The following is a 26837-nucleotide window of genomic DNA, read 5'->3' on the forward strand; positions in this document are numbered from 1 at the left end:
GGAATCATTTTAGCGCAATTCTTCCAGCGTCAGGTCTTTGTAGTGAACCTCCGCCTTGCCCCCTCCGTGAATTTGCAGTCCAATGAGCCCCTCCTGCGGAATGGATTCGTCGGCTTCCGTGTAATCGACGGTTTGTTTTCCATTCAGATACAGCCGGATGCGCCGGTTTTCGGCCCGAATTTCGTAATCGTTCCAGTCGTTCGGTTTCAGTATTTTTTTGATCAACGCTGAGTCCGGGGCAATCAGGGTTTTGTTCCGGCGCGACTCGTCGTAGAGACTCGCCCAGTAGCCCTTGCCCAGATCAGCCTGGTAGCCCGTCATTTCGTAAGCGGGTTTGGTCAGCCGTTTGCTCCGAAACTGTACACCGGTATTGATAAAACCTTCCGTGCCCAGCAGTTTGAATTTCACGCGCATGATGAAGTTGGCGTAAGGACGGGTCGTGCAGAGGAAGTCGTTGTGCGGCACTGTTTCGGTCAACGAACCACCCACCAGTGCGCCATCCTGAATTCGCCAGGTTTTGACCGTGTCGCCTTCCCAGCCCCGGAACGTTTTGCCATCAAACATCCGAACCGGTTTTTGGGGCGAATGGGCTATAAAACCTGCGAGAAGGGATCCGCCAACAAATGTGCAGAAAAGTGAAAATTTCATGGAATCAGGAAATAAGAGGTTCAGGAAAATGCGACCACGAGGTGTAAACAAAACCGGTCGCATTTCAAAGGTAAGTAAATCCTTGTTACCTGCGTTCCAGAAAAGATTTGAAAATGTCGATCCTCATTGCTATAAAATCGACCTGTTGCTCTTCTGCTTCGTATTTGAAGGGACTAATTGACGTTTTCAGTCTATAATCAATGGGTGATTACCAGACATATTAAAAAATAAATTTTTTAATATTATATATACTTACTTTTAGAGAACTATCCGAAATTATTCATATGTTGGCATAGATATTGTGCGTATATAGGAATATGTTGTTCCCATGTATGCCAAATTGGTGACAACGTAAAATATATTCCTAAACTTTCTCTGCCTAATGAAAACGTTATCCTACCCGGATAATTATAGATATTTGCGCTTATTTCTGACCAGAATATCGCTTATTTATAGTTTTTCCTCTCTTCCTTTCTTGCCTGAGATTTTTTTTAACAACGCTTATTACACACTTTTCATGGCCGCCTTGCACGCTTATGCCATCCCGATGCGGGTGTGATAAGTGGCTACTAATTCTTCCATATTTTTTTTAAGGCTTGTTAATTATCAGACAAAAAACAACCTCTTTGTGAGCCTATTTCGGCTTGCCTGGAATTTCTTTGGGTTGGTTTTTTGGTTGGCTATCCGTTCAGTCTAACGAATAAAGCATGCGGTTTTAGGCAAACCGGTCAATTCGTGCTTTCTGGTTTATTCATTCAAACTCACACGTATGAATTCATATCGATACCTACTAATTTTCCTTTGCCTCCTGGTAACCGGAACGGTAATGGCCCAATTCAAGGCGGGATCGCCGGGGTTTTATATTGCCGACGGAACCCAGGTTGCAATCCTGGGGCTGACGCTGCAACCCAGCGGATCGCTCACGCTGACCAATACAAGGGTCAGTCGGGATAATACCCCGGTGCCCGCATTGGGCGGCAACAGTGTCGAGCGGGTCTTTACCCTAACTCCTGCGGTTTCGTTTTCCGGTACGGTCGGCCTGGAAGTCCGCAACGGTCAATTGAACGGGAACATCGCTAAATCGCTCGTCGTTGCGGTCAATAACGGAGTTTCCGGGTTTGTAGCCGCTCCCAATAGTGTAACGGCCACCAATTACGTTTCGGCGAATCTGACCAGTCCAATGACCTTATCACTGGTTACGGCGGTGACTCCGACCCTGGCCCCAACCGTTACGCTGTCCAACAACGGGCCGATCAACTGCGGAGCCGCTGTAACGTTAACGGCCAGCACAACCGGCACCGTCGATAGCTATACCTTTACGGGGCCCAGCGGCACCGTTGCCAGTGTGGCAAACTCCGCCACGGTTACTGAAACCGGTACGTACACCGTGACCGTTAGCAATTCCGGTGGTTCCAATTTTGCCACCACGACCGTAGCGCAGGGGAGTTCGGCATCCGTACCGGTTTTAACATTCAACACAAGCCCCGGAACGGAGGTCATTCAGAACACGCCCGGCGTTAGCCTGAGCATTACCACCTGTTCGGGCGGAACCCTGAAGTGGTCGGGACCCAATTCGACGACCGGCACAACCACCAGCGTTTCGGTTCCAACATCGGCGGTCGGAACCCTGGTTTATTCGGCCACCTGTACGGTTGGCGGCTGCGTCAGTTCGCCCGGAACGGCCACTCTTACCGTAACTCCTCCGTTACAAACCGGTAGTTTTGACGGTTTCATTTACGGGGCGGATTGCTCGACGTTCCGGGGCTGGACCTGGGATCGCAACAAACCCAATACGGCGTTTAACGTTGAAATTATGGATGGCCCGGTCATCATTGCCACCATTCTGGCGGGCGATTTGAAACAGGATCTGGTGACGGCGGGCAAAGGAAATGGTAAACACGCGTTCAGTTTTCCCATTCCCCTTAGCCTCAAAGACGGGTTGCAGCACTCCCTGTCCGCGCGGGTTCAAGGCAGCAGTTTTATACTGAAAGATTCGCCGAAAGCCTTGATTTGTACGGGTGGAGGAAGCCCTCCCAATCAGCCACCCAGCCCACCAACGCCTACGGTTATTATTTCGCCGATAGCCGCCAAGGTAGGGGTACCTTTCTCGGCGACCCTGGTTGCGTTTACGGATCCGGAAAACGATCCACTGACCTATGAACTCACGACGCTCCCCAGTGACCTGAGTTTCAATTCAACGTCTCGGGTGATCAGCGGAACGCCTACCGTTGCGGGTTCTTTTCCGCTGACGTACAAGGCGACGGATTCGCATTTGGCGTCAAACAGTGTCGGTTTTACCTTGACAATAAGTCCGGAATCGACAACCACCGTAACGGGTGAATTCGAAGGATTCCTGGATAAGGTCGAATGTGCCAGTTTGCGCGGATGGGTGTGGGACCGTAAAAAGCCTAACACGCCGTTGACGGTAGAGTTTTATAGTGAGCCGAGCCCGGGCAATGTCACGGTTTGGGGCAGTACGGTGGCCAATATTTACCGGTCGGATCTGAAAGCCGCTGGCAAAGGCGATGGCGTGCACGCGTACGATTTTGCGGTTCCGCCCGCGCTCAAGGCAAGCTACGCACTCATTTACGCCCGGGTTCAGGGTAGCACGTATGTCCTGAAAACCTCCGGACGCCTGTTGCCGCAACCGTGCCTGTCTCCGGGCCGCCTGTCGGCCGAAACCAAATCCGAATTGAAGGTGAAGCTGATCGGCAACCCGGTTTCCGACGTGGTCGAAGTGGAAGTGAAAGGGGCGGAAGGTCGGCAGCTGAGGTTTGCGCTGACTGATTCGCAGGGCCGGGTGGTTCATGAACGGCAGCTGGAAAAAGCGGGCGTAACTGAGCGGCAGAAATTCGGTATTTCCTTCCAGCCTTCCGGGCTGCTGTTGCTGCGGGTCAGTACAACCGACCAAAGCCAGACGCTGAAAGTGCTAAAACCATAAGGGGTCAAATGACCGATTTAGACATCTAAACAGACATTTTAATACGAACTGATTATGAAAAAGCAACTAATCTCAGGTTTTCTGTTTCTGTTTTTGCTGATGGCGCTGACCAGCTTCGGGCAGGTGGGTATTGGTACGATCAACCCCGATAACAGTGCTGAACTGGAAGTAAAATCGACCAGTAAAGGGGTTTTGGTGCCCCGGGTGACCTCCACGGCGAGTGTAACCGCCACCCCTGCCGAGGGCTTGATTGTGTACCAGACTAATTCACCGGCTGGTTTGTATATTTATAAAGGGGGAAACTGGGTTCAACTGGCCACGATGACCGATGTAACTTCGACGACGGGTACTCCGGGATTACCTGGGGCAAGTGCCATTGTTCCGTATGCTTCCGGATTGCCTGTTGATATGACATCAATCGCGGGAGGATTAGTAGGGACGACTTCGTTGATTGGATTTGGAAATTCTGCATCTGGCGTACCTATTGCAGGAGGAACAATCGATCTGACAGGGGCACCAGCCACCAATCTTAACATGGCGTTTTCCATGCCTCGTGATGGTACAATAACTTCACTCTCGGGTTATTTTACTAGTACATTGGCTTTGAATTTGGTTGGAACTACGGTTACAGTTACCGGTCAATTGTATTCATCGTCTACACCTAATAATACATTTACTGCAGTTCCTGGTGCTGTTGTAACGTTAGCACCAGCACTTACAGGTATTTTAGCTCTGGGAACTATCAGCAACGGTATTACTACCGGCTTGAGTATTCCGGTTACGGCCCAAACCCGGTTGCTAATGGTTTATTCAGTTACCGCCAATGGTTTGAGTTTAGTAAATACAGTTTCGGGTTATGTGGGTGGAGGATTATCCATCAACTAAAAAGGAGTTTTCACTAGGAATTACCGGGCTTTTTGTCACCTTTTCAGGGATGAAAAGCCCGGTTTTTTTGTCAGCAAGGTTGAAAGAAGAATTGCTGCGGTCTTATTCAACTCAGTGCGGACATTGGTTTTCGCCCATTTCTTCTTTCGAAGGGGTGGACGATGAAATACCTTCGGCGGGAACTTCGACTTTGGCAATCCAGGCGATGGCATTTAGCACCAGTTTCCGGAGATTGTCGTCGGTCCAGACCCGGTGATAATGACCGCCGGTGATGCCAAAACCGCGTCCACCGTCGGGCCGTTCGCGGCACCACGCCGTGTGTTGCGGTTTTCCGGCGGCAATTTCGGCCCGAACAGCGTCATTGCCTTCGTGGGGGCCGTCTTTCCGGTCCAGCGTCGAAGCGGGGGGCACCGTGGTGAGCAGGGGCGTTACTCCCTCCAGGTTGTTTCGGAAACGCATGTGATAATACCATTCGTCATTGATCGTGAACGGTTTGACGCCCCGGGTAATGGCGTGGGTGGGGAAGGTGCCGTAGTCGGCGGTCCATACCGGATTTACCGACCAGAAGGTTTCGAAATAACCGCCCAGCCAGTCCAGAAAATAGTTCCCTGCGTTCCCTTTCGGAACTTCCACGGCGTAATGGATACAGGCCAGTCCGACGCCATTTTTCATCAGGGCATTCATGGCGTCAAGGTGAGCATTGACCAGGTGACCTTCGCCACCGTCACCATAAATCACTACCGCATCCGCCCCTTTGAACGCCGACGATTTGGCGGGCCAGCCTTCCGTAAAGACCTCCGTTTCAATCCCGGGAACATTTTCCCGCAGCCGTTTCGCCAGCAAAATGCAACCCGCTTTGTGTTCGTGTTGACCGGCTCCGTGGCTACAACTTCCCGCAATAAATACCACCCGTTTGGACGCGGGCGCAGAAAACCGGTTGCTGTCCGAAAAAAACCGGCATCCGGGTACAAAAGCCATTAGCAGACTGCCCAGACACAGCAAACCGAAAAGGGGAAGTGAAACAAATGTACGCATGGTATTTTGTTTAGAAGATTGATAACAAAAGTGCCATTCGGGTTTTTACTACTGAAAAGCGGTTTTATCTGGCATGGATTTCGTGGGTGGGGTACGACTCAGACGCTATACCACATACAAACATTATTTCGAATTGGTCTGGTATTTGTATGGAATGAATTAATAGACAACATACCCTATCACCCTGATTCAACCTCAGTTTATTCAGTTTCAGTCGAATGAAAAAGTCGATATTGGTGGTCGAAGACCAGTCTTCACAGCGCAAAATAATGGTTGAAGCCCTGCAAAAAGCCGGTTATGTCATTTTTCAGGCCGGCGATGTACAACAGGCCATCGACCTCATTAACCAGCAAAAACCGGATGTGTTGGTCGCCGATATGCATTTGCCCAATGGAGACGGGGGAGATGTGATTCGTGAAGCCCGCCAATTGCCCGGCGCTCCGGTGGCCGTCGTTGCGGTTTCGATCGATCTGGCTATTCTGAATCAGAATCTTACGGCAACGTATCAGGCCGATGCGTATCTGTCCAAGCCATTTCATCCGCGTGAGCTGCTAAAGATTGTGGAGGAGCTGGTGGGGGTATCGCATTGACGTGTTCAAATCCCATCCGAATCAATTGCTCACCCGCTTCCTGGGAAACCACCCAGAATTTCAGGTCGTCATCGGTTACGATCCAGAGGTTATCGTCTTGAAAACCATTTAGTTGTATCCATTTAAAGGCTTGAATGGGATTCTCGAATATGACGAGGGGAATATCGATCGATGCAGGTAATGCTTGCAATACGGCAAACCAGGTGTCTTCATTCATAGGTAGGCAAACAGCAGATTGGTTAATGGAAATGCGCCTTTTTAAAAAGGCTTTCAAGCGACGCCAATCCTAATAAAATGGCCACAAATCCAAAAACCAAAGCGACCACTAACCGACGGATTTTGTGGGGCGGTTCAACGGAATTTTGGAAGGCCGAGTAGGCATAATAACCACCTACCAACCCGTAGAGGAATATTGAAACTCCAATAAAGTGGATGGCCTGCATACGAATTAAAAACCAGCGAGAGTACACCAGGCAGGTTGTTAAACCTGGACAACACCCGAAATGCCACAAAAGACATGCCGTTTTGGCTTGAAAAGGGCGTTTTTCCCACCACATAATAGATTACCCCACTATTGATCCCTTCTGCGGTTTCATCCTTCGAGTCTGTTTTCTCTTTCGTACCTTTATCCGGACCTAAACTTTCCAACTCCCGATGACCTTACCTCGTCTGTTAATTGCGTTCGTTTTTTGTACCCGGATGGCTTATGCACAATGGCAGCCCATGCCCTGGCCGGTGTTGAAATCGTACGATAAAAATCACCTCTACAACATCGCTTTACCGCTGGGTGGTATCGGCACGGGCACGGTTTCACTGGGCGGCCGGGGCGAACTGCGCGACTGGGAAATCATGAACAAACCCGCCAAGGGTTTCAGTACGGTGACGGTCGGAAACAACGCCCCATTTTTTGCGATCCACGTGCAGCCCGCCAGCGGCAAGTCCCAAACCAAAGCCCTGATCGGCCCGCTTGATCCGGCGGAATATCTGCATTACGAAGGTCGACCGGTGAACCAGCACGGTTTTCCGCGTTTTACGGAAGCTTCTTTCGATGCGGCCTATCCCTTTGGCCAGGTGAATTTGTCGGACAGTAAGATGCCGGTCAAGGTCCGAATCAAAGGTTTCAATCCGCTCATTCCCGGTAATGCCGATGCGAGCGGAATTCCGATTGCCGTGCTGGCGTATGAAGTGACCAATCCGGGAACGGAACCCCTGACGGTTTCGGTTTGTGGTTCGATGCGTAATTTTATCGGGAAGGATGGGAGCCATTACCAGAAAGACTGGAAGGGGGACATTGTGCCGACCGGTGCGAAAAAAAATACGAATGTCTACAAAACCGCTGCGGGCGTTCAGGGAATTTACATGTTCTCCGACAGCGTCAACCGGCGGGACCCCGCCTGGGGAACCATCGCCCTGACGACTAACAGCTCAACGGGCGTCAGTTACCGCACCTCGTCGCGCTCCAACGACTGGGAAAATGCCATGCTCGATTTCTGGGACGATTTCAGTGAAGACGGCAGACTGACGGAAAAGGCGAAACTGGTGGACGATGATCCGCTGGCGTCGCTGGCCGTTCAGAAAACCATTGCACCCGGTCAAACCCAGACCTACACGTTTTTTATTACCTGGAACTTCCCGAACCGATTGGCCTGGTCGTCGTTCTCGGCCCAACCGGAGCAGAATACGATCGGCAATTATTACTCAACGAAGTATGCCGATGCCTGGGATGTGATCACGAAAACATTGCCACAATTACCGGTTTTGGAACAGAAAACCGTACAGTTTGTGAATGCATTTGTTTCCAGTTCATACCCGGACGTGATCAAGGAAGCGGCTCTTTTTAATCTGGCAACCCTGCGTTCGCAAACGGTTTTTCGGATTCCGAGTGGACAAATGATGGGTTGGGAGGGAGTTTTCGATGAATTTGGTTCGTGCTTCGGGTCGTGTACGCACGTCTGGAATTACGAACAGGCGACGGCATTTTTGTTTGCGGATTTATCCCAGTCGATGCGGGATATTGAGTTTAACTACGCAACCAACGACCTTGGAAAGATGAGCTTTCGGGTGATGCTGCCGTTGACGAAAGCACAAGACTGGAAAAATGCTGCCGCCGACGGACAGATGGGCACCGTTTTAAAATTTTACCGCGACTGGCAATTGTCCGGTAATTCGGATTTTTTGCGAAAGAACTGGGAGCAGGTGAAGAAAGTAATGAGTTATGCCTGGATTCAGGGAGGCTGGGATGGCAATCAGGACGGTGTCATGGAAGGTCGGCAACACAACACGATGGATGTCGATTATTACGGCCCGAATCCGCAGATGGGTTTCTGGTATCTGGGCGCACTGAAAGCCACCGCAGAAATGGCCACGGCCATGAAAGACAAAGAACTGGCTAAAAAATGCACGGATTTATTCCGGAAAGGCAGCGCCTGGATGGATCAGAATCTGTTCAATGGCGACTATTACGAACACAAAATTACCGATCCGAAGACGTTTGCCTTTCTGGACTGGGAAGGAAAACCGGAGGTAAAAATCCCCGATTACCAGTTGGGGAAAGGCTGTCTGGTGGATCAACTGGTCGGGCAGATGATGGCGCATATGCTGGGGCTGGGCTATCTGGCCAAACCGGAGAATATTCAGAAAACGCTGCAAAGTGTGATGAAATTCAATTATTTAGAGAATTTCTCCGATCATTTCAACAACATGCGATCATACGTCATGGGTGACGAATCCGGGCTCTTGATGGCGAGCTGGCCCAAAGGCCGGCTGAAGGTTCCGTTTCCGTATTTCGCCGAATCCATGACCGGTTTTGAATACACGGCCGCTGTGGGCATGATCTACGAAGGCCAGACAGAAAATGCGCTGAAGTGCATTACTAGCATCCGCGACCGGTTCGATGGGCGCAAGCGCAACCCGTTTAATGAGCCGGAGTGCGGTTACCATTACGCCCGGTCGATGACGAGCTGGAATGCGGTTTTGGCCTGGAGCGGTTTTCTGTATTCCGGCATCACCGAGTCGATGACCTTCACTTCCAGGCCCGGAACCTATTTCTGGTCGAACGGATCGGCCTGGGGAACCTGTACTATTTCGGCGGAAGGAGCGGAAAACCGGGTGTCGTTAAAAGTACTGGAAGGGAAAATTCGTGTCCGGCAATTCCAGTTGGCAAATGGTGGCAAACACGCGTTTAAGCAAAGCCAGGAATTGACCGAAGACAAAACGCTGGATTTTACGATAAAGCGATTATAACGAAAAAAATAACCTAAAAACCGTCTTTACCTAAAACCGGAAGCCTAATTGGTCATTTTTCATTGTTCATTAGTCATATAACCCCTAACTTGCCGTCCAACGTTACCAATTAGTAGAACTCTTGATTATTGAAACTCGCGCCTATGCCCGCGCCGGGCTGTTAGGCAATCCATCTGACGGTTTTTTTGGCAAAACGATCTCGATTTCCGTTCGGAACTTCGGCGCTTCGGTGTCGCTGTACGAGTCGCCGGAACTGAACATTGAGCCACAGGAACAAGACACCAACTCGTTTCGGAGTATTTACCACCTGCGCGATGCCGTTGCTTCGCTGGGCTACCACGGCGGTGTGCCCCTCATCAAAGCGGCTCTGAAACGCTTTTGTGAATACTGCGATCAACGCGATATCCGGCTTCCCAACAAAAATTTCACCATTCGCTACAGCACGTCCATTCCGCGCCAGGTGGGTCTTTCGGGCTCCAGTGCCATCATTGTGGCTACCTTTCGGGCTTTGATGAAATTCTACCAGGTCGAAATTCCGCTGCCTGAGCTGCCGACGCTGGTTTTGAAAACCGAATCGGAGGAACTGGGCATTACCGCCGGATTGCAGGATCGGGTGATCCAGTGTTACGAAGGCTGTGTGTACATGAATTTCGAGCGGGCGTTTCTGGAAGCAAACGGCCACGGGCAATACGAACCCATCGATCCGCATCGGTTGCCCAAACTGTACATTGCCTATAAAACCTCGCTGGGTAAGCAGTCGGGCCGGATTCACAACGATGTTCGGTCGCGTTGGGACAAGGGGGAAGAGCTGGTTGTCAAAACCTTACAGGACATCGCCGACGTGGCTCGGCAAGGGCATGAAGCGATTCTGAACAGCGACACCGACCAACTTCACGCACTCGTCAATCAAAATTTCGACCTCCGCCGGCGCATTTACAACATCAGCGAAAGCAACCTGGAAATGATTTCGGCGGCCCGGCGCATCGGCGCATCGGCTTCGTTCGCTGGCTCGGGCGGGGCCATTGTCGGCATTTACAAGGACGACGACATGTTGAACCGCCTGTTTGTTCAGATGAAACAACTAAACGCCCGAGTTATCAAGCCATACGTAGTTTAAATTTATGGAGTGAATGAGTGACTGTGCGATGGAGTGAAAAAGGCGGGTTAACAGCCTGCTTTCCTGCTCGTCGCTTCGCTCAATCACTCCATCGCACAATCACTCATTATGATTAAGAAAGCTGTTATTCCTGCTGCCGGTTTGGGAACCCGGTTTTTACCGGCGACGAAAGCGCAACCGAAAGAAATGCTACCCATTATCGATACGCCCACGATTCAGTATGTCGTGCAGGAGGCCGTCGATTCGGGCATTGAAGATATTCTGATTATTACCGGCAAGGGTAAACGCTCGATCGAAGATCACTTCGACCGGAATTACGAACTGGAAACCCGGCTGGAAGAAAAAGAAGACGAAGCGCTGCTGCTCGAAATGCGCCGGTTGTCGGACATGGCGGATATTCATTTTGTTCGTCAGAAAGAACTGAACGGGTTGGGAGATGCGATTTATTACGCCCGTCATCATGTTGGTAATGAGCCCTTTGCGGTTTTATTGGGCGACACGATCATGGATTCAGTAATTCCGGTCACGCAGCAGTTGATCGACACCTACGACCAGTATCGCGGAACCGTCATTGCCGTTGAGGAAGTGCCTGCCGACAAGGTAAACCGTTACGGGATTGTGGGTGGAACGGCCCTGAGCGACAGCATCATGGAACTGAGCACGCTGGTCGAAAAACCGTCTATCAAAGCCGCTCCGTCGAATCTGGCCATTGCCGGTCGGTATATTTTGACGCCCGATATTTTTGCAGCTATTGAGCAAACCGCCAAGGGGAAAAACAACGAAATTCAGTTGACGGATGCGATGTTGCTGCTGCTCAAGCGGGAAAATCTGTACTCGCACCGCATCGAAGGCAAGCGCCACGACATTGGCAACAAACTGGATTTTCTGAAAACGACGGTCGAATTTGCGCTGAAACGCAAGGAGTTTTCGGCTCCATTCCTGGCGTTTTTGAAGGAAATCGTAGCAACGCATTCGTAAACGTACCCACGGGCCGCCTGGCGGTCCGTGGGTACGTTTTTACGGGTTGCTGAAAACCAGCGCGAGCTGCTTTTCGAGTTCGGCGCCGTGAAGCCCTTTGCGGATTACAAAGCCTTCTTTGTCGATCAGCAGATTCATCGGAATCGAATTGTTTCCATATTGAGTGCCGACCACGTTCCTGTTACCGACCCGATCGGAAAGCTGGGTCCAGGGTAAATTGGCTTTCTGAAGCGCTTTCTTCCAGGCTCCGCGATCTTCGTCAACCGAAATACTGACGATCTCAAGGCCTTTGCCTTTGTATTGTTTGTAGAGGGTTTTGAGCCGGGCATGTTCCCGCTGGCAATGATCGCACCAACTGGCCCAGAAATCGATGAGAAGCACATTACCTTTCCTGGCCAGCAGAGTAACCGGTTTTTCTTTTTTGTCGGTTAAAACCAGATTGGGAGCGAACTGCCGCAATAAAGCCATCTGGTCAATAACCTGATCGTGAATATACTTGCCAACCGAATGGGTTTGAAGCGAATAATCGAGTCGGTTGAATAAGCTTTTAGCGCGTTCCTTTGGCAGATCAGGCAGGATTTCCAGTAACGTAAAAAGGCTGACAAACGATTTGGGGTTGAAGCCGATAAAGGTAGATTTGATATCCAGAATACCGTTGTGCAAATCCTGGTACCGTTTATTCAGAACAAACGAATTGGTTGCATCGCCATTGTGCACCGCATGTAGCATCGCAGGTTCAAGATTTTTCTGCGCCTTCAGGTACATTTCAATGGATTGATGCAGAATCAGTTCATCCCGAAAGGACGGACTTCCCAAAATCGACGCTCGCTCCAGCGAGTCGGCATGACCAACGATGCTGACGGGCGTATTGTCCAGTATAAAGAATTTAAGCTGGGTACGGGTTTGCCCTTTGATGCCAATGGCAAAATAATTCGGTTCGCCGAGTATTCCTTCCATCGAAAAACGACCCGCTCTGGCGACGCAGGAATCGATTCGTCTCACCTGCAGATTCGGCGTATTGAGCTCCGAGTGGGGGATTAGATAAACTGTCTGACTGTCCAGATTTTTCAGGTACCCGGTAATCGAATAACGGGCTGCCGGTTTCTGACCAGATACCTTTCCAGCCAGCAGGAGCGCGCAAACGAGCATGATCCGGTTCATAGCCATTCCGTTTAAAATCAGTTGTAATTTCAAGAAAATCTTCCGAAAGTACAAACTATTTTTATAGTTATTTTTTGAAACTACCTAAACGGTTTCGTATGACTGCGGTTTCATTTTTTACCGGTTGAGCGGATATTCGTTGATCCAGTGAAAACCCCGGTTTACCAGAAGAAATTGCTCGATATTTTGCTTCTTCAGCCGGGCGTAAATCGAATCTTTGCGAAACATACCCTTTAAAATCAGCGTGTTTGTATCCGGCCGCTGGTAGGACAGGCGGTATTTATGTGCTGTATCAAACCGGGTATACAGCACCGCTTTCAGCTTGACTGTATCCGGTTCAAAGGCAAAGCGTCGCAGGGAATCGTTCATCAGACGGATCGTCAGGCTGGGGTATTTTCGATAGCCCGCAACAACCACTTGCCGCCATCGCGTGGTGTCTGTCATCATTGGCCTGAGCGTATCGCCATTTACCGCAAAACTTTCAACGTGATAAAGGCCGTAAAGGGGCGGTTTCGGGGCCGAGTCCCCGTATTCTTTGGTTGTGGCCAATCCATCGAAAATATGAGAATACAAGGCCAGGCCGATGATGACGGTTTTGATAACCAGTCGGCCAATCCGCCAGCGACGCGTCGTACGGAAGGGCGTCAGATCAAGCGCGGGGGCCGGGCGGTTTAGCAACAAGACATGGATCAATCGTTTTCCTTCGGCGGAAAGTACGAAAAGTGTCATCAATAGCAGATTCGACGAATATAATTTTACCGGTATATCAAAGCAGAAGTTAATGGCCACAATATTACCAATGACGGCCACGAGGATAACCGCTCCAAATGCCGTTGTTCGGCGAAACAGCAGCAACCCACCGCCGATAATCTCGCCCAGTCCCGTAAACCAGTTGTAGGCTGTTGAATAGCCCATAAAGGTCCACGCCAGCCCCATGGGCGACGACTGGCCGTAGGGTTGCATGAGCCTGTTTAGGTTCGGAGCCGGAAATTGCGTCTTGAAAACTTTCGCAAAACCGTAGGTGAACATGGTGAATGCCAGGTAATACCGTAACACCACAACCAACCAGTACAGCAATGTATTGTAATTCGGGCGGTGGTGATCCAGGGCTGACCAGATGAGTAATGCCGTAAACGACACTACGCCAAAGCAGAGTAATTGGACATAATTGAACGTCGTATCGCCACTGCCATTCGGAAAAACCGTGATTTCGTATGGCAACTGCAAAACGGTACGGCCTATCCACGGCACCAGCGCGTTCCAGGCATTGTTGTAGTATTCAATGAGCACATTTGAACCGGGAAGGTGTTCAAACGGAAAGGGAAAAACGTAGAGAATGAAGTAAACGAAGAAAAACCGGAAAGCCAGTTTTTGCGCCGTATTCCACTGCAAAGGATAGACAAGAGGCTGGGTCATGACTCAGTGTAACGGGAGTAAATCGATGACAAAATACGACCGGTGACTCACTATGCAAACCGCTATTCGAAAATTATGACGTGAAATCGGCGAAGGCCTGCCCAACCCGCCAGACTTCCTCAAATGTGTTGTAGAGAGGCACCGGAGCCAGTCGGATGCAGTCCGGTTCGCGCCAGTCGCCGATGATGCCCTGCCCGGTCAAGTGGTTAAATACGGTTTTTCCGCCGGTTTTGATCCGAAGTGATAGTTGGCAACCGCGCTCGGCGGTATTGGGAGGTGTAATGATTTCTACCGTTGCGGTTTCCTGCAGCCCATCAGCCAGAAAACCGGTCAGTAATTCGCTTTTCCGACGCAGTTCCTCCATTCCGGCTTCCGCCGTAATCGCTAAGGCTGCCTCGTGAACGGCCATCGCTAAAACCGGCGGGGTGCTGAGCTGCCAGCCGTCGGCACCCGGCATCGGCACAAAACCTTTGGTCATTTCAAACCGCCGGGCTTCGTCGTATCCCCACCAGCCTGCCAGGCGGGGCAAATTTGAACCGTGGTGTTTTTCGTGAATAAAAACGCCGGAAACACCACCAGGTCCGGAATTAAGGTATTTATACGAACACCAGAACGCGAAATCGACACCCCAATCGTGGAGTTTCAGCGGAACATTACCGACGGCGTGCGCCAGATCGAAACCAACCGGAACCCCTATTTCGTGGGCTTTTTGGGCAATGGCCGCCATATCGAAAACCTGGCCGGTGTAATAATGCAAACCGCTCATCAGCACCAGTGCCAGCGAATTCTGGTGTTGTTCGATGGCCGTCAGAATGTCTTCCGTGCGCCAGGTGTGTTCGTTGGGTCGCGGAAAAACCTCCAGAAGGGTTTCGTCGGGATTGAGGCCCCGGTTTCGGATGTGACTTTCGAGTGCGTATTGATCCGACGGAAAATCACCGCCGATGGTCAGAATCCGACTGCGGTTTGGGGTAGGTTGATAAAAGGACGTGAGCAGCAGGTGCAGATTAACCGTCAGGTTGTTCATCGGACACACTTCCGATGGATTGGCACCCGCAATTTGCGCGAGCGGTTTTTTGCAACGCTGATGAATCGAAAGCCAGGGATTTTCGCCTTCAAACCAGCCTTCTACCCCGTGTTGCTGCCAGATTACCAGTTCCTGATCCAGTGCCAGCCGGGCGGTTTGGGGTTGCAGTCCGAGCGAATTGCCACAAAAATAAATGAGCGGTTTTCCGTTGCGTTCGGGAATGTAAAACCGTTTGCGAAAGGACTGAAGTGGATCAGTGCGGTCGAGTTGTTGGGCAAACTCCAGTGAGTTCTCCATAAATGAGTTGAGAACTAAGAATTATGAGTTAAGAAAATGCTATTGGGAAGTATAGACTTTTCACTGCAAGCGCGGCTCCGTCTAACTTTTAACTCTTAATTCATAACTCTTAACTTATTTATGACCGCTTTTTTTGCAGCAGGAAGGGAGTTTGGCGTATCCTTTCTCATCAGCCATTACTTCGTCGGCATCGTAACCGGTTTTAGAAATAGTGGCTTTGATCTTGTTAACGTCGGTTTTCTTCGGATTGTAGCGAACCGTAACGACTTTGTCCTTCAGATCCAGATTCGATTCCTTGATTCCCTTCTCAAAAGCCAGGTTGCGCTCGATGCGTTCCTTGCACATTTCGCAAATGGCCGACGTTTTGATTTTAACTTCTTTTTCATTGTCGTCACCGGCTTTTGCGGGTAAGCCCAGCGCCAGAAACAGAATCGTTATCAGACCAAACAGGTGTTTTTTCATGGATATAATGAGTTCGTATGCAATGAATTTCGATTAATGATGGCTCATCTGCCTTCCCGACATCAGCATGGGAATTAAGGACGGCGTAATTCTCAGGTAAATCTGCCCGGATAACGGTATTTTTCCGTAAATCGGTTCCAGTGCCTTATCCGGAAAGGAACCGGTCAGTTGTGCGCCCAGCACCAGGTCGGTGCGGGCCAGTTGCAAAAGCCGGTAATTCATTCCGAGCGTCAGGCTATTGATTGTCACCAGTTTCGTTTCTGTGGTCGGATAATCGAAAAAGTAATCCCTCAGACCGAGTTCATCAACGGATTTGGTGATATTCTCATAACGTCCATACAGGGCAGTTCGTGCTAATTGCAGGCTGGTTTCGGCCAGAAAAGCATTTTCGTTTACCCCATCGTGCGAATTCATCCCCCAAACCAGGGCCGACGAAACGTACCGGTCAGGTTGCCCCAGCGGTTTACTGTGCAGAAGCGACGCCGTTGTTCGGGTAACGTTGTGATCCGGTTCGGCCGCTTCCGGACTTTTGATAAATCCCTGCGAAAACTGCAACGCCAGCGCCGGGGAAGGATTCACCGAAAGCCGGTACGAATAACTGTCGAAGCGCGGGCGGTCGAAACCATACCGGTTTTCGTTCGGCTCGCGTCCCGTAAAATTAGACACTTCTAATTTAGCAATTTTATACCGAAAACCCGCCGTTGCCACTCCGAATGTGATGTGTGTCGCATCGGTCCAGTGGTGACCCAAAGGTGAATCGGGATTGTTAAAGGACGAGAGCCGGTGCATGAAAGCCGGAGGACCCAAGGCTGGTTCGCCCGGGTAGCCGACGTATCCAAACACGTCCGAATTCGGGGAAATGGCGTAGGAATAACCAACCGATAATTCCGAAAACAGGTCATGCTGGTGCTGACGATCGATGAGCCGCTGTCCTTTGTAGGTTTCGCCCGATTGAAAAAGCAGCGGATAACCGTTGTTACCGACCGTCAGCGGATCGAGCGACAACATCGCTTTAAAGGCCAGTAAACCCCGCTGGCCGACCTGCCGCTGTGCCATTCCCATCACGTAGTTGGGGGCATCGAATTGCCGGTTACTGCCCCGCTTGTCGGAATGATTGAAGTTCTGGTTGGTGTGCCGGATGAAAACGCTGTAATGCAGCATTGTCATCCATGGGCGCCCCGTCGGGCCATTCGGGTGGAACATGTACATGTACATCGGCGACTGGTCGGGGTGCCAGGCGGTTCCGGAAGCATTCCGATTCATCGGCAGGTTCCGCGAATACAGGTGCGACATCATCGACATGCCCTGTTGCATCTGCATCATGTTGTGCATGGCGTGCCCCATTGCGGCATGATCCACACTGTCCTGCCGCATCATGCGTTTGGCCGGCGGCATGCGGGTTTTCCGGCTGGTGTCAACCGGAAAACCACTTGCCAAGGCTGTGCCCGCAATCGTGCTGAGAATTATGATTAAGAACTTACTGGCTGTATTCATTTTTTTACGGGTAAAACCGGTCTTACGCGTTTGCCGACAGGCGCCGGCAATCGTCGGCGCAACGGCGGCAGGCTTCGGCGCAGGCCTGGCAATGGTCATGATCGTGTTTACTGCATTCGTCGGCACAGGCATCGCACACATCGGCACACAACACCATAAATTGTCGCATAAATTCGGAATCGCGGGCGGTGAGACTGCCGCATAGTTTACAAAAATCAGCGCAATCGCGGCAAAGCCGGATGCAATCACGCATCATCATCACGTGGTCTTCCTGTAAACAAGCCGTAATGCAGTGTTCACAGGCCGCAGCGCAATCAAAACAAATCTGAATGTGCTGCTGATGATTTTGTCTGGTTTCCATACCGTTTGAGTTTTTATAAGTGAAAAAAAATAAAACGTTTCTATTCGTTACGGTAGGTATGCAAAAGTAGCGATCAGGAGCAACTCGGTTCGTACAGAACTATGGTGCGGTTGTGCATCATTTTGAGCCGCCCACTTTATCGATCTCAGTCCGGTAAACAAGGCCCGTCCGCTTAAAATCGCCCGGTGTCAGGCCGACGACCTGTTTAAACTGATTCGACAGATGCTGGGCACTGCTGTAACCCAGCCGCCAGGAAATCTCACTCAGAGTTAACTCGCCATACAGCAAATACTCTTTTACTTTCTCAATTTTTTGAGCAATGACGAATTTCTCAATGGTCAGTCCTTCGATGGCCGAAAACAAATGACTCAGGTAGGAATAATCATACCCCATTTTCTGCGTTAAAAAATCCGACAGGTTCTGGTGCTCCGGTCGTTCGCGCCGATTGTGGTGCACTTCGTTGACGATCAGGGCTTTGATTTGCTCGACCAGCACCAGCTTGCGGTCTTCCAGGAGTTCGAAATCGTTTTCGGCCAGCAGCTGCCGGATCATTTCGACCGAGACGGTTTCGGGCACTTCGCCAATTTCAATCTCCCCCAGTTCCACCTTCCGCACTTCAATGCCCAACTCCTCCAGAATATCCCGAACAACGCGCTTGCACCGTCCGCAGACCATATGTTTGATGAATAGTTTCATGACTATGATTGCACTGATTTTTATGATACTTATGATTCTTTGGTAGAAATGATTCGTTTGATTTTAGAGTTGATGAAGCGGTTTCCAATCTTCTACAAAATCATTACAATCATCTACATCACCGTAATCATAGCTCAGATTTTAAGTTTATACCGAAAACCGCCATATATCATTCGACCGGTAATGGGGCCCCAGACGCGGGCGGCTGCGTCGAAGTCCCTTCCAAACGGGTCGCTGGCTCCGATGATCGGATTTGCCTGCCGGAAATTACCGAGGTTTTCGCCACCCAGATAGACGTCCCACGTCCGGAACGACTTGGTAATCTGAGCGTTAACGTTGTAAAAGCTGGGAGCATTTTCGCGGGGCATGTTTTGGTAACTGGTGTGTTCGTAGCCTTCGCGCAGGTACGGAATCCGTTTCGGCCCGTTCCATTGCACCGTGAAATCGAACTTCCATTTGTCGAACGGCAGTGCGTATCCTGCATTAAACAGCACCCGGTCGCGACTCACCATCATGCGTGGCAGGAGCAGACTTTCGCCAAAGGTCATGCCCATTGACTGCCGGACATCGAAAAGCCGGTAAGCGAGTTTCAGTTCCATCCGCCGAATCGGCTGGTAATTCAATTCGGCCTGGAAACTGTTGGAAAATGAACGGGCTTTCAAACCGGGTCCCGACCGACTCGACAGGTTATAAAAATGGAGTTCGCGCGGGTGTTCCAGGTCGGCAATCAACTGATTCTGGAAGTTCGTGCGGTAATAATCCAGCACCAGTGACGCCTTTTTCCCGAACAGGGTAAACTCCTGCGCCAGACTCGTTCCGTAATTCCACGAGATTTCAGGTTGCAGTTTGGCATCGAAATAAACCGCCCGCGAACTGACCAGATACCCGTAATTTTCGGCCAGCGCGTTTGGCGTCCGGAAGCCGCGACCCGCTGATGCCCGCCATGTCAGGGTGCTACTCAGGTCGTATTTAGCGTGAAACCGGGGGGTAAACTGTGTACCGAACAAGTTGTGAAAATCCAGCCGGGCACCGGCCACCAGCGTTAGTTTTTCCAGGTATTTATAGGTGTATTCGCCAAAAATGCCCGGCACGGACTCCGTGCGTGTCATCAGCGTATCGCGGTATTTCTCGCGGTAATCGTCGAGCAGGTAACTCAATCCGGCTTTGAACGAATGATTCGTGTTGTCGATGATCGACTGGTAAATCAGATTTCCGTAGAGCGTTTGTTGCCGGCCGTTGTACGGAATGAAACCGAAAAACGAGTCCTGTTCGTGATTGACCGCATTCAGGATCAACCCCAGGCCTTTATACGGTTTTTCGGGATATAGTTTGGCGGTTTTGGAAAAAAGCTCGACGCGTTTGGTCGTATTCGTAAACCGGTAGGTTGGGCTGCCATTCGGGTTGTCGTTCACCTGTCCGCCCGTCCGGTCTTCGTAAAGGGCTTTGACGCCAAACTGCGTCATGAACCGCTCCGTGGCGTATTTGGCCCGGACGATGCCGTTATACTGGTTATACAAGGGTAAGTCCAGAAAATGATCGCCATTCTGATCAATGCGGTTTTGGAGGGTGCTGGCGTGTCCCAGAAAGCCGACGCTCCACTTGTCGGTGAGCGGTTTTGACAGATTCAGATTCCCTTCCACGCGCCCGAAACTATTGACGTAGGCATTGGCGTAAATCCGTTCGCGGGCATCCGGTTTTTGCAATTCGACATTCATCGCCCCCGACATGCCTTCGTAGCCATTCACAACCGAGCCGGCCCCTTTGCCAATGTCAATCGACGAAATCCAGGTGCCGGGAATGAAATTCAAACCGAAGGTCGTTGCGAGCCCGCGAATGGTCGGGATGTTTTCGACGTTGGTCTGGACGTAATTTCCGCTCAATCCCAGCATCTGAATCTGCTTGGCACCGGTGATGGCGTCGGTATACGACACATTGACGGACGCGTTGGTTTCAAACGATTCGGAAAGATTACAACAGGCTGCTTTGGCCAGCGTTCGGATGGTCAATATTTCGTTGTGTATGGGCGAAAACCGGTCGATTTGGGACGAAGCGCCCTGTACCGTTACTTCCTGCAAGGTGTTTTGACTGACCAGAACGACGTCCAGACTGGTTTGGTCTGTAACGGTAATGGTATCGGACTTAAAGCCAACAAAGCTGAAAACGAGCCGGTTATTGCCCGCTGATCGGCTAATTTCGAAATGGCCGACCGGAGTTGATGCCGTCGATACGGAGGTTCCGGCCCAATAAATAGATACCCCGACCAGCGGGACGGCTTTGGCATTAACGCGTTCGGAAACCGTGCCGGTGATGGTCTGCGCGTGGGAGTAACAGAAACTGAGAATGGACAGCCAAACGGCCATTAACCCTTTTTGGTGGATTGAATGTGGAAACATAAGAAGTGTGGAAATGTGATGAAATAATAACGACAGCCCATGCCTGTATTGGCACGACTTCATTCAACACATCGGAACTTCTATAGCAAAAAACTCTGGACGAACGAGAGCAGACTTCGCCCGTAAAGAAGGGGAGGAGAATCTAAAACCGCTACCGATGAATCGCTGTCGGCAGGAAACAGGTCATGCAGCAACCAGGTGATCAGGGTGGCAACACCCGCCAAAGCCGTGTCGGCAATGGACTTGATAAATTTGGCAACTAACTGGGTAATTGACGATGAAAAGTCAACGTTTTCGTAACGCTGCTGTTCCTTGCAGCAATCCGTTCTTTGGACGGTCGGCCCCGAATGGACCTGATGGGAAACTGAAAACCCTTTCTTGCTGTGAACCGGACAGGCCGGTTTCTTATCGTTCTGATTGATGACCATCGACACTTTCTTCCCGCGCATCAGACACGTATGTTCGATCAGGCCAAAACCGGTACTGCTCAGCAGCACGATGCAGGCCATCAGGAGGTTAAAGTATTTGAAGAAAGTGCATTTCATGACAACCCAAAAGTAGAAGTTGGTGGCTACAAAAACAAGTGTATCATTTTAGGATAATGTACAGGATTTTGTCATTTGAACGTCAAACCGGTCAAAAACGTGGCCAGGCCCATAAAATTAAAGAGGTGGGACGATACGCCCCACCTCTCCAAAACATGTAAATCAGAGTCGGTTAGTAAGATTAGTAACCGGGGTTCTGTTTCAGCAAGGTAGTTCCCTGCAAGTCGATTTCACGTTGTGGCAGCGGCATCACTTCGTTTTTACCCGCCGTAAATTTCGCGCCACCTAAACCGTTGGCCAGTTTAGCACCTTCGTAGGTCAGGTAAGCGTTCAGCACGGTAGCGGCCGTTCCCCAACGAACAAGGTCAAAGAAGCGGTGGCCTTCGCCAGACAGTTCCAGTTTACGCTCAAACTGAACCGCAGTGCGGGCAGCCGCTTTATCAGTCCAGGCTGCGTCGTAGGTTCCAATCACGTAATTGGCGGCTGGCGCTGTTCCGTTCATAACGAAACCGGCCGGATTGGCAGCGCGTTTACGAACCTGATTGACATAATCACGCGCTTTTTCCAGACTTCCAACTTCCACTTCGCACTCGGCAGCCATCAGCAGCACATCCGCGTAACGAATCAGCACAACGTTGATACCGGTCCAACCTTTGGTCCAGTTCGAAACGTCAGCGATGCGGGCTTCCTGCGCTTTGGTATAAATGTATTTCTTCGGCGCATAAGGTCCACCGAAAGCCTGGTCACGAATCCAGTCCTGACCGGGGAATACCTGCCAGTCCAGATACTGAATACCACGACGACCAATGGAGTGATCGAGACGGGGATCGACCGGGCCGGTATCGGGCGTAAAGGCTGCCGAAGAGGCAATCCCCTGATCGGTTTTAAGGGCATTGGCCGCCGAGTTGTACGAGCCATCCAGCAAGGGTAAGCCTTTGGCGTCCGTCCGGAACGAATTCGCCAATTCGAAGCTCGGCTGGAAGAACCCGCAGCAGCCCACCGGACCCGCAGGACCCGTGTTGTAAGGCCAGTTCAGGTTAAGGTCATTGGAAGCAGCATCCGAACTACCCGCGTTGGCAACGTTTTGTGTAGAGAAAACGATTTCGTCGTTTTTCTCATTGTCTGCGCTGAAAACCTGCCAGTAAGATGGGAAGAGTGCGTATTTGTTACCGGACGATGTTTTACCACTCGCAATAACCGCATCGAACAACGTTTTAGCTTCGGCGTATTTCTTCTGATACAAATACACTTTAGCCAGGTAGGTTCCAGCGGCCCACTTGTTGGCTCTTCCGGCTGCGGTCTGCACTTCGGGAAGTGCATCGTAAGCGGCTTTGAAGTCGGCTTCGATTTTTGGCCACAGGTCGGCATTGTTACCGATTTCGGTAATCCCGGCAGCATAATCGACGCTTTCGTCAATGTAGGGCGTGTTATTGAAGGTGCGCTTCAATTCGAAATAATAGTGGCCCCGCAGGAATTTGGCTTCGGCTCCGATGCGGGCCAGGTCAGCCGCACTCACGCCGGGATCAGCGGTTTTCAATTGGCGCAAGACCGAATTGGCGCGACTGATCCCTTCGTACATACACTGCCAGCGGGAAGTTAGCTCACCACTGGAAGCCAGCATTTCGTAGCGTTGGAAAGGAGTAATGGCGTTGAAGTCACCGGCGTTGGAGCCTTTATTGGCCTCACCACCCATGATACTGCCGTACATCCAGTTCGTCGAGCTGGCCGTTTGGCTGAAACCCCGACCGTTCAACTCCGTATAGGCACTGATTAGCAAACCTTCCAATCCATTTTTGGTACCTAACTGGGAACTCGTTAGCGTACCGGTTGGCGCTACGACCAGGAAGCTGTCCTTACAGGCCAGGGTTCCGAACGTTAAAGCCAGCGCCAGCACTGTTCCTTTTGTGACTATATCTTTCATCATCTGAAATATTTCTTACTAGGTTGATTCGAATTAGAATGTTACACCAAGACCAAAGTTGAAGCTCCGGGTAAGCGGGTAGTTACCGACGTCAATACCAAAGTTCGAGTCAGCCGCTCCACCAACACCGGGGTCTAAGCCCTGGTATTTCGTGATGGTGAAGATGTTGTTAACCGATGCCGACAACCGTACGCGGGTCAGTCTGACTTTGTTCAGCAGTGCCGATGGCAGGGTATAGCCGAGCGTCAGGTTCTGCATCCGCAGGTAAGAACCATCCTCCACGTAGAATGAGTTGGGTTGGGTGTTGGTGCTGAAGTTCGATACATCTTCGAAAATTGGCTGGGTTCCGCCCGTGTTCGACGCCGTCCAGGAATCCTTTACCCGCGTGCTGATAGCCGCTCCCGGGAACGAAGGATAGAAATCGGTGTACCATTTCGACAGGTTGAAAATTTTGTTACCGAGCGAAGTATACAGGTAGGTGGCGATATCGAACCCTTTGTAATTAACCTGGAAGTTGAGACCACCGGTGAATTTCGGAACCGGGCTGCCAATGAACGTCCGGTCGTTGTTGTCGATGATTCCGTTGCCATCGATGTCCGCGAAGCGGAAACGACCGATGCCAGCACCCGTTTGGGTGGGAGCGGCTTTCACTTCTTCCTGGCTTTTGAACAAACCAACAACCTGGAAACCGTAGAAGGAAGCAATTCCCTGACCCGGCTGGTTCCGTGTTGCTGGCAGGCTCAAACGGTTGGAGGCTGGTGAAACGTCGAAATAAGGAACGCCCGGTGCCAGTGATTCGATGCGGTTTTTCAGAACACTACCTGTCAAGCTAACTTCGTAATTGACATCACTTGCCAGTTTCCCACGCGTGGTAATTAAGAGGTCAATACCTCTGTTGGTCATCGAAGCTACGTTGACGGAAGGAGCCGTTGCCCGAATCCCGATAACGCCTGGAATCGGTACCTGATACAGCAGATCTTTGGTGTCTTTCTTCCAGATGTCAAAAACCAGATCCAGTTTGCCGTTGAAGAAGGTTGCATCGATCCCTAAGTTAGAGGTCGTACTGGTCTCCCATTTCGCGTTCGGGTTACCAATCCGGCTCCGGAAGAAACCGGGGTTAACCGTACTGTTGGTTGCGGCAATGTCGTAGGAGTTGGCGACGTTCGTGGCATACAGGCTGTACTGGTTGTTGGGGTCAACGTTATTGGAGTTACCCATTTGACCCCAGCCAGCGCGGATTTTCAGGTCGGTAATGAATGAAACCCCTTTCATGAAGTTCTCACCCGAAATACGCCAGGCCGCCGAGAAGGCCGGGAAAACCCCGTAGCGATTGGTCGCACCGAACCGCGACGAACCGTCACGACGAATAACGCCCGTTACAATGTATTTATCATTGTAAATGTAGTTGAGCCGTCCAAAGGTGGAGTAGAAGTTGACCCCGCTCTGGATGTTGCTGTTCACCACCCGGCCAACCGACGAAGTCGTGCTCAGGGTTACGTAATTGATATCGGTGCTAAACGGGTTTGAGCCGGTTCCACTGATGTTCCGTCCGCGACCATCGTTCAGGGCTTCTACCCCCGCCAGCACATCGACGTTGTGCAGACCGAATTTTTTCCGGTACTGAGCGGTGTTCGTAAACGTCCAGGCCAGGAAGTATCCCCCCCCTTCACTGATCGACAAGCCACGACCGTTTCCTTCGGCGTTCCAGTAGGTGTTTTGGGAAGTCGTTTTGTTATAAAAATTGAAGAACTGTCCCCCAATGCTGCTGCGGAGTGTCAGTTCCGGAATCGGATCGAATTCCAGGTAGGCGTTTCCAAAAACCCCAACACCGAAGTTGTTGTTATTTTTGGCACCATCGCGGCTGGCCACCGGGTTAGCCGGGTTGTTGAACCCTTTGGCTGCCGTACCGGCCCATCCGCCGAACTCGTCATAAACCGGAATGATCGGAGCCATCCGGAAGGCACTCAGAATTTCGCTTTCTTCCTGCGACAATTGCTGACCGGTGTTACCACCCACCTGTCCGGACGTATTGGCATACGTCATCTGCAGATTTTCGCCAAAACGCAGTCCTTTTACAATATCAAATTCGGTGTTCACCCGAACATCGTACCGCTTGAAGTTATTGTAATTCAGGATACCGTTCTGGTTCTGCTGACCCAGGCTGAAGAAGTACCGGCTGCTTTCCGTACCGCCCGAAAAACCGAGCGACTGACGCAGAATCGGTGCTCTCCGCGTAATGGCATCATACCAGTTGGTTCCGGCTTTGTTGGCTTTTACGACCTGATAAACCGCACCGGCGTCCGTGTTGATGTTGTATTTTGCTTTTTCAGCCGCCAGGTCAACACTTCCGATCACGCCAACCCGGTTTCCAACCTGCAGATAATCCGGCAGAACGGGTTTCGATCCGGTTCCATACTGACCATTGGCAATCCCCGAGAAGTCATCCGGCAAACCCAGAGAAGCCTGACGGTTATGGACGGCAGCCCAGGTCCAGTCGGCCTGCTCCTGCGGAGTCAGAATACCCTGCGATTTACCGGGATCCGTAAAACCGTACATTCCATCATAAGTAACTGTTAGCTTCTGAGCTCTGCGAGCTCCTTTCTTCGTCGTGTAAACAATAACCCCGTTGGCAGCCCGAGCACCGTAGATGGAAGCCGCAGCCGCATCTTTCAACACAGTTGTGGTTTCTACATCATCCGGATTCAGGAAGTTGGAGGTTCCGATCGGCACCCCGTCGACAACGATCAGCGGCTGGTTACCACCAAAAGCCCCAAAGCCCCGCACGCGAACGGTGTTGTTGGCACCCGGCTGGCCACTCGTAATAACCGTTACCCCGGCCACGCGACCCTGCAACTGGGTTTCAATGTTGGCCGAAGGAGTAACTTTTAAGTCACGTGATTTTACGGTTGAAATAGCACCGGCGTTATCGCGTTTGTTGTCGGTGGTATAACCCGTTACCACCACTTCATTGAGGGAAGTAACATCGTCTTCCACCGTGACATCAACGGTCGTACGGTTTCCAACGGCAACCTCAATGGATTTGAAGCCGATTGCCGAAACAACGATTACCGGGCTGGCACCCCGAACATTCAATGCATAACCACCTTCTGAGTCTGTAGAGGTTCCGGTGGTTGTTCCTTTCAATACAATGTTGGCGCCGGGAACTGGTCCGTCTTTGCCAGTTACCTTTCCTGTGATCCGGCGATCCTGAGCCATCGCGTTTATGCTCAATAGCGACACTAACGCACACAGGAATGCAGACTGAAACAATCTGTAGAATTGTGCTTTCATAATAGGTTTTGTAATAATTGGTTTTATTTTCGTACTAAATTAAGATTACTTTAAACATACTTCAAAATTTTCTTAAGAATATTATAAAATTTTAGAATCTAACCGTTTATTATAAGTTGATGATATTTTAATGTATTACGTTGATTATTAATATTTTAAGGATTTGTTAACAATACCGCACCGTGGGTGATTTTTTTACATTAAGATTTGATTAATAATTAAATAGCGGTTTTGTATAAGCGATTTTACTTACTTTGTCCGGCAAATCTGGCGGTTTTTCGACCACCGATTGAGTGCCTAAACGAGCTGTTTTGGGGGTTGCACGTGTAGAAATCCCGG

General features: G+C 50.7%; 20 protein-coding genes. 6 read left to right on the plus strand and 14 right to left on the minus strand.

What is annotated here, in order from left to right; genetic code table 11:
• Positions 1-9: 9 nt before the first annotated feature.
• Positions 10-648: a 3-keto-disaccharide hydrolase gene (locus EHT25_RS19920; RefSeq protein WP_124876874.1), complete on the minus strand. Its 639-nt coding sequence runs from the start codon at positions 646-648 to the stop codon at positions 10-12.
• Between the two features lie 769 nt (positions 649-1417).
• On the opposite strand from EHT25_RS19920, the gene EHT25_RS19925 reads away from it, so the two are divergent.
• Positions 1418-3589, plus strand: coding sequence for a putative Ig domain-containing protein (locus tag EHT25_RS19925; RefSeq protein WP_124876875.1), 2172 nt, complete (start codon positions 1418-1420; stop codon positions 3587-3589).
• A gap of 54 nt (positions 3590-3643) precedes the next feature.
• On the plus strand, positions 3644-4474 hold the full coding sequence (locus EHT25_RS33370; protein WP_124876876.1) for an exosporium glycoprotein BclB-related protein: 831 nt from the start codon (positions 3644-3646) through the stop codon (positions 4472-4474).
• A gap of 111 nt (positions 4475-4585) precedes the next feature.
• On the opposite strand, the gene EHT25_RS19935 is transcribed toward EHT25_RS33370, so the two are convergent.
• Complete coding sequence (locus tag EHT25_RS19935; protein WP_124876877.1) at positions 4586-5509, minus strand: ThuA domain-containing protein; 924 nt, start codon at positions 5507-5509, stop codon at positions 4586-4588.
• A gap of 218 nt (positions 5510-5727) precedes the next feature.
• Between EHT25_RS19935 and EHT25_RS19940 the strand changes: the two genes are divergently transcribed.
• Positions 5728-6099 carry a response regulator gene (locus EHT25_RS19940; protein WP_124876878.1) on the plus strand — a complete coding sequence of 124 codons (372 nt, stop codon included), beginning with the start codon at positions 5728-5730 and terminating at the stop codon, positions 6097-6099.
• Between the two features lie 239 nt (positions 6100-6338).
• Here the strand turns inward: EHT25_RS19940 and EHT25_RS19945 are convergent, their stop codons facing one another.
• A complete protein-coding gene (locus EHT25_RS19945; protein WP_124876879.1) occupies positions 6339-6656 on the minus strand; it encodes a hypothetical protein in 318 nt (105 codons plus the stop codon).
• 97 nt (positions 6657-6753) lie between these two features.
• Here EHT25_RS19945 and EHT25_RS19950 point away from each other — a divergent pair, with 97 nt between their 5' ends.
• The 3 genes from EHT25_RS19950 (at position 6754) to galU (ending at position 11437) form a co-directional block, all read left to right on the plus strand.
• Complete coding sequence (locus EHT25_RS19950) at positions 6754-9342, plus strand: GH116 family glycosyl-hydrolase (RefSeq protein WP_124876880.1); 2589 nt, start codon at positions 6754-6756, stop codon at positions 9340-9342.
• Positions 9343-9463: 121 nt separating this feature from the next.
• Positions 9464-10459 carry a mevalonate kinase family protein gene (locus EHT25_RS19955; protein ID WP_124876881.1) on the plus strand — a complete coding sequence of 332 codons (996 nt, stop codon included), beginning with the start codon at positions 9464-9466 and terminating at the stop codon, positions 10457-10459.
• A 108-nt stretch (positions 10460-10567) separates the two neighbouring features.
• Positions 10568-11437, plus strand: a complete 870-nt coding sequence (gene galU / locus EHT25_RS19960) for a UTP--glucose-1-phosphate uridylyltransferase GalU (protein WP_124876882.1) — start codon at positions 10568-10570, stop codon at positions 11435-11437.
• A 39-nt stretch (positions 11438-11476) separates the two neighbouring features.
• Here galU and EHT25_RS19965 read toward each other — a convergent pair whose 3' ends face one another.
• The 11 genes from EHT25_RS19965 to EHT25_RS20015 form a co-directional block, all read right to left on the minus strand.
• Positions 11477-12598: a TlpA disulfide reductase family protein gene (locus EHT25_RS19965; RefSeq protein ID WP_185731422.1), complete on the minus strand. Its 1122-nt coding sequence runs from the start codon at positions 12596-12598 to the stop codon at positions 11477-11479.
• Positions 12599-12715: 117 nt separating this feature from the next.
• Positions 12716-14014 (minus strand): hypothetical protein, encoded by a 1299-nt coding sequence (locus tag EHT25_RS19970; protein WP_124876884.1) that lies wholly within the window; start codon positions 14012-14014, stop codon positions 12716-12718.
• A gap of 73 nt (positions 14015-14087) precedes the next feature.
• On the minus strand, positions 14088-15335 hold the full coding sequence (gene kynU / locus EHT25_RS19975; protein ID WP_124876885.1) for a kynureninase: 1248 nt from the start codon (positions 15333-15335) through the stop codon (positions 14088-14090).
• A 114-nt stretch (positions 15336-15449) separates the two neighbouring features.
• Positions 15450-15797: a heavy-metal-associated domain-containing protein gene (locus EHT25_RS19980; protein ID WP_124876886.1), complete on the minus strand. Its 348-nt coding sequence runs from the start codon at positions 15795-15797 to the stop codon at positions 15450-15452.
• Positions 15798-15830: 33 nt separating this feature from the next.
• Complete coding sequence (locus EHT25_RS19985) at positions 15831-17291, minus strand: hypothetical protein (RefSeq protein WP_229311671.1); 1461 nt, start codon at positions 17289-17291, stop codon at positions 15831-15833.
• Between the two features lie 22 nt (positions 17292-17313).
• On the minus strand, positions 17314-17652 hold the full coding sequence (locus EHT25_RS19990) for a four-helix bundle copper-binding protein (protein ID WP_124876888.1): 339 nt from the start codon (positions 17650-17652) through the stop codon (positions 17314-17316).
• A gap of 117 nt (positions 17653-17769) precedes the next feature.
• The gene (locus EHT25_RS19995) at positions 17770-18348 is read right to left on the minus strand and encodes a helix-turn-helix domain-containing protein (RefSeq protein ID WP_124876889.1); all 579 of its coding nucleotides are present in this window, start codon (positions 18346-18348) and stop codon (positions 17770-17772) included.
• A gap of 134 nt (positions 18349-18482) precedes the next feature.
• Positions 18483-20741: a TonB-dependent receptor gene (locus tag EHT25_RS20000; RefSeq protein ID WP_124876890.1), complete on the minus strand. Its 2259-nt coding sequence runs from the start codon at positions 20739-20741 to the stop codon at positions 18483-18485.
• Positions 20742-20821: 80 nt separating this feature from the next.
• The gene (locus tag EHT25_RS20005) at positions 20822-21286 is read right to left on the minus strand and encodes a hypothetical protein (protein WP_124876891.1); all 465 of its coding nucleotides are present in this window, start codon (positions 21284-21286) and stop codon (positions 20822-20824) included.
• A 181-nt stretch (positions 21287-21467) separates the two neighbouring features.
• Positions 21468-23207, minus strand: coding sequence for a RagB/SusD family nutrient uptake outer membrane protein (locus tag EHT25_RS20010; RefSeq protein WP_124877118.1), 1740 nt, complete (start codon positions 23205-23207; stop codon positions 21468-21470).
• 33 nt (positions 23208-23240) lie between these two features.
• The gene (locus tag EHT25_RS20015; protein ID WP_124876892.1) at positions 23241-26498 is read right to left on the minus strand and encodes a SusC/RagA family TonB-linked outer membrane protein; all 3258 of its coding nucleotides are present in this window, start codon (positions 26496-26498) and stop codon (positions 23241-23243) included.
• Positions 26499-26837: the final 339 nt, after the last annotated feature.

Source organism: Larkinella rosea (genome assembly GCF_003858635.1).
GTDB classification, from domain to species: Bacteria; Bacteroidota; Bacteroidia; order Cytophagales; family Spirosomataceae; genus Larkinella; species Larkinella rosea.

What these genes read in the sequence shown, in the direction of transcription:
- EHT25_RS19920 (WP_124876874.1), bottom strand. Translation starts at nt 648, where the DNA reads ATGAAATTTTCACTTTTCTGCACATTTGTTGGCGGATCCCTTCTCGCA.
- EHT25_RS19925 (WP_124876875.1), top strand. Translation starts at nt 1,418, where the DNA reads ATGAATTCATATCGATACCTACTAATTTTCCTTTGCCTCCTGGTAACC.
- EHT25_RS33370 (WP_124876876.1), top strand. Translation starts at nt 3,644, where the DNA reads ATGAAAAAGCAACTAATCTCAGGTTTTCTGTTTCTGTTTTTGCTGATG.
- EHT25_RS19935 (WP_124876877.1), bottom strand. Translation starts at nt 5,509, where the DNA reads ATGCGTACATTTGTTTCACTTCCCCTTTTCGGTTTGCTGTGTCTGGGC.
- EHT25_RS19940 (WP_124876878.1), top strand. Translation starts at nt 5,728, where the DNA reads ATGAAAAAGTCGATATTGGTGGTCGAAGACCAGTCTTCACAGCGCAAA.
- EHT25_RS19945 (WP_124876879.1), bottom strand. Translation starts at nt 6,656, where the DNA reads ATGTGGTGGGAAAAACGCCCTTTTCAAGCCAAAACGGCATGTCTTTTG.
- EHT25_RS19950 (WP_124876880.1), top strand. Translation starts at nt 6,754, where the DNA reads ATGACCTTACCTCGTCTGTTAATTGCGTTCGTTTTTTGTACCCGGATG.
- galU (WP_124876882.1), top strand. Translation starts at nt 10,568, where the DNA reads ATGATTAAGAAAGCTGTTATTCCTGCTGCCGGTTTGGGAACCCGGTTT.
- EHT25_RS19965 (WP_185731422.1), bottom strand. Translation starts at nt 12,598, where the DNA reads ATGAACCGGATCATGCTCGTTTGCGCGCTCCTGCTGGCTGGAAAGGTA.
- EHT25_RS19970 (WP_124876884.1), bottom strand. Translation starts at nt 14,014, where the DNA reads ATGACCCAGCCTCTTGTCTATCCTTTGCAGTGGAATACGGCGCAAAAA.
- kynU (WP_124876885.1), bottom strand. Translation starts at nt 15,335, where the DNA reads ATGGAGAACTCACTGGAGTTTGCCCAACAACTCGACCGCACTGATCCA.
- EHT25_RS19980 (WP_124876886.1), bottom strand. Translation starts at nt 15,797, where the DNA reads ATGAAAAAACACCTGTTTGGTCTGATAACGATTCTGTTTCTGGCGCTG.
- EHT25_RS19985 (WP_229311671.1), bottom strand. Translation starts at nt 17,291, where the DNA reads ATGAATACAGCCAGTAAGTTCTTAATCATAATTCTCAGCACGATTGCG.
- EHT25_RS19990 (WP_124876888.1), bottom strand. Translation starts at nt 17,652, where the DNA reads ATGGAAACCAGACAAAATCATCAGCAGCACATTCAGATTTGTTTTGAT.
- EHT25_RS19995 (WP_124876889.1), bottom strand. Translation starts at nt 18,348, where the DNA reads ATGAAACTATTCATCAAACATATGGTCTGCGGACGGTGCAAGCGCGTT.
- EHT25_RS20000 (WP_124876890.1), bottom strand. Translation starts at nt 20,741, where the DNA reads ATGTTTCCACATTCAATCCACCAAAAAGGGTTAATGGCCGTTTGGCTG.
- EHT25_RS20005 (WP_124876891.1), bottom strand. Translation starts at nt 21,286, where the DNA reads ATGAAATGCACTTTCTTCAAATACTTTAACCTCCTGATGGCCTGCATC.
- EHT25_RS20010 (WP_124877118.1), bottom strand. Translation starts at nt 23,207, where the DNA reads ATGAAAGATATAGTCACAAAAGGAACAGTGCTGGCGCTGGCTTTAACG.
- EHT25_RS20015 (WP_124876892.1), bottom strand. Translation starts at nt 26,498, where the DNA reads ATGAAAGCACAATTCTACAGATTGTTTCAGTCTGCATTCCTGTGTGCG.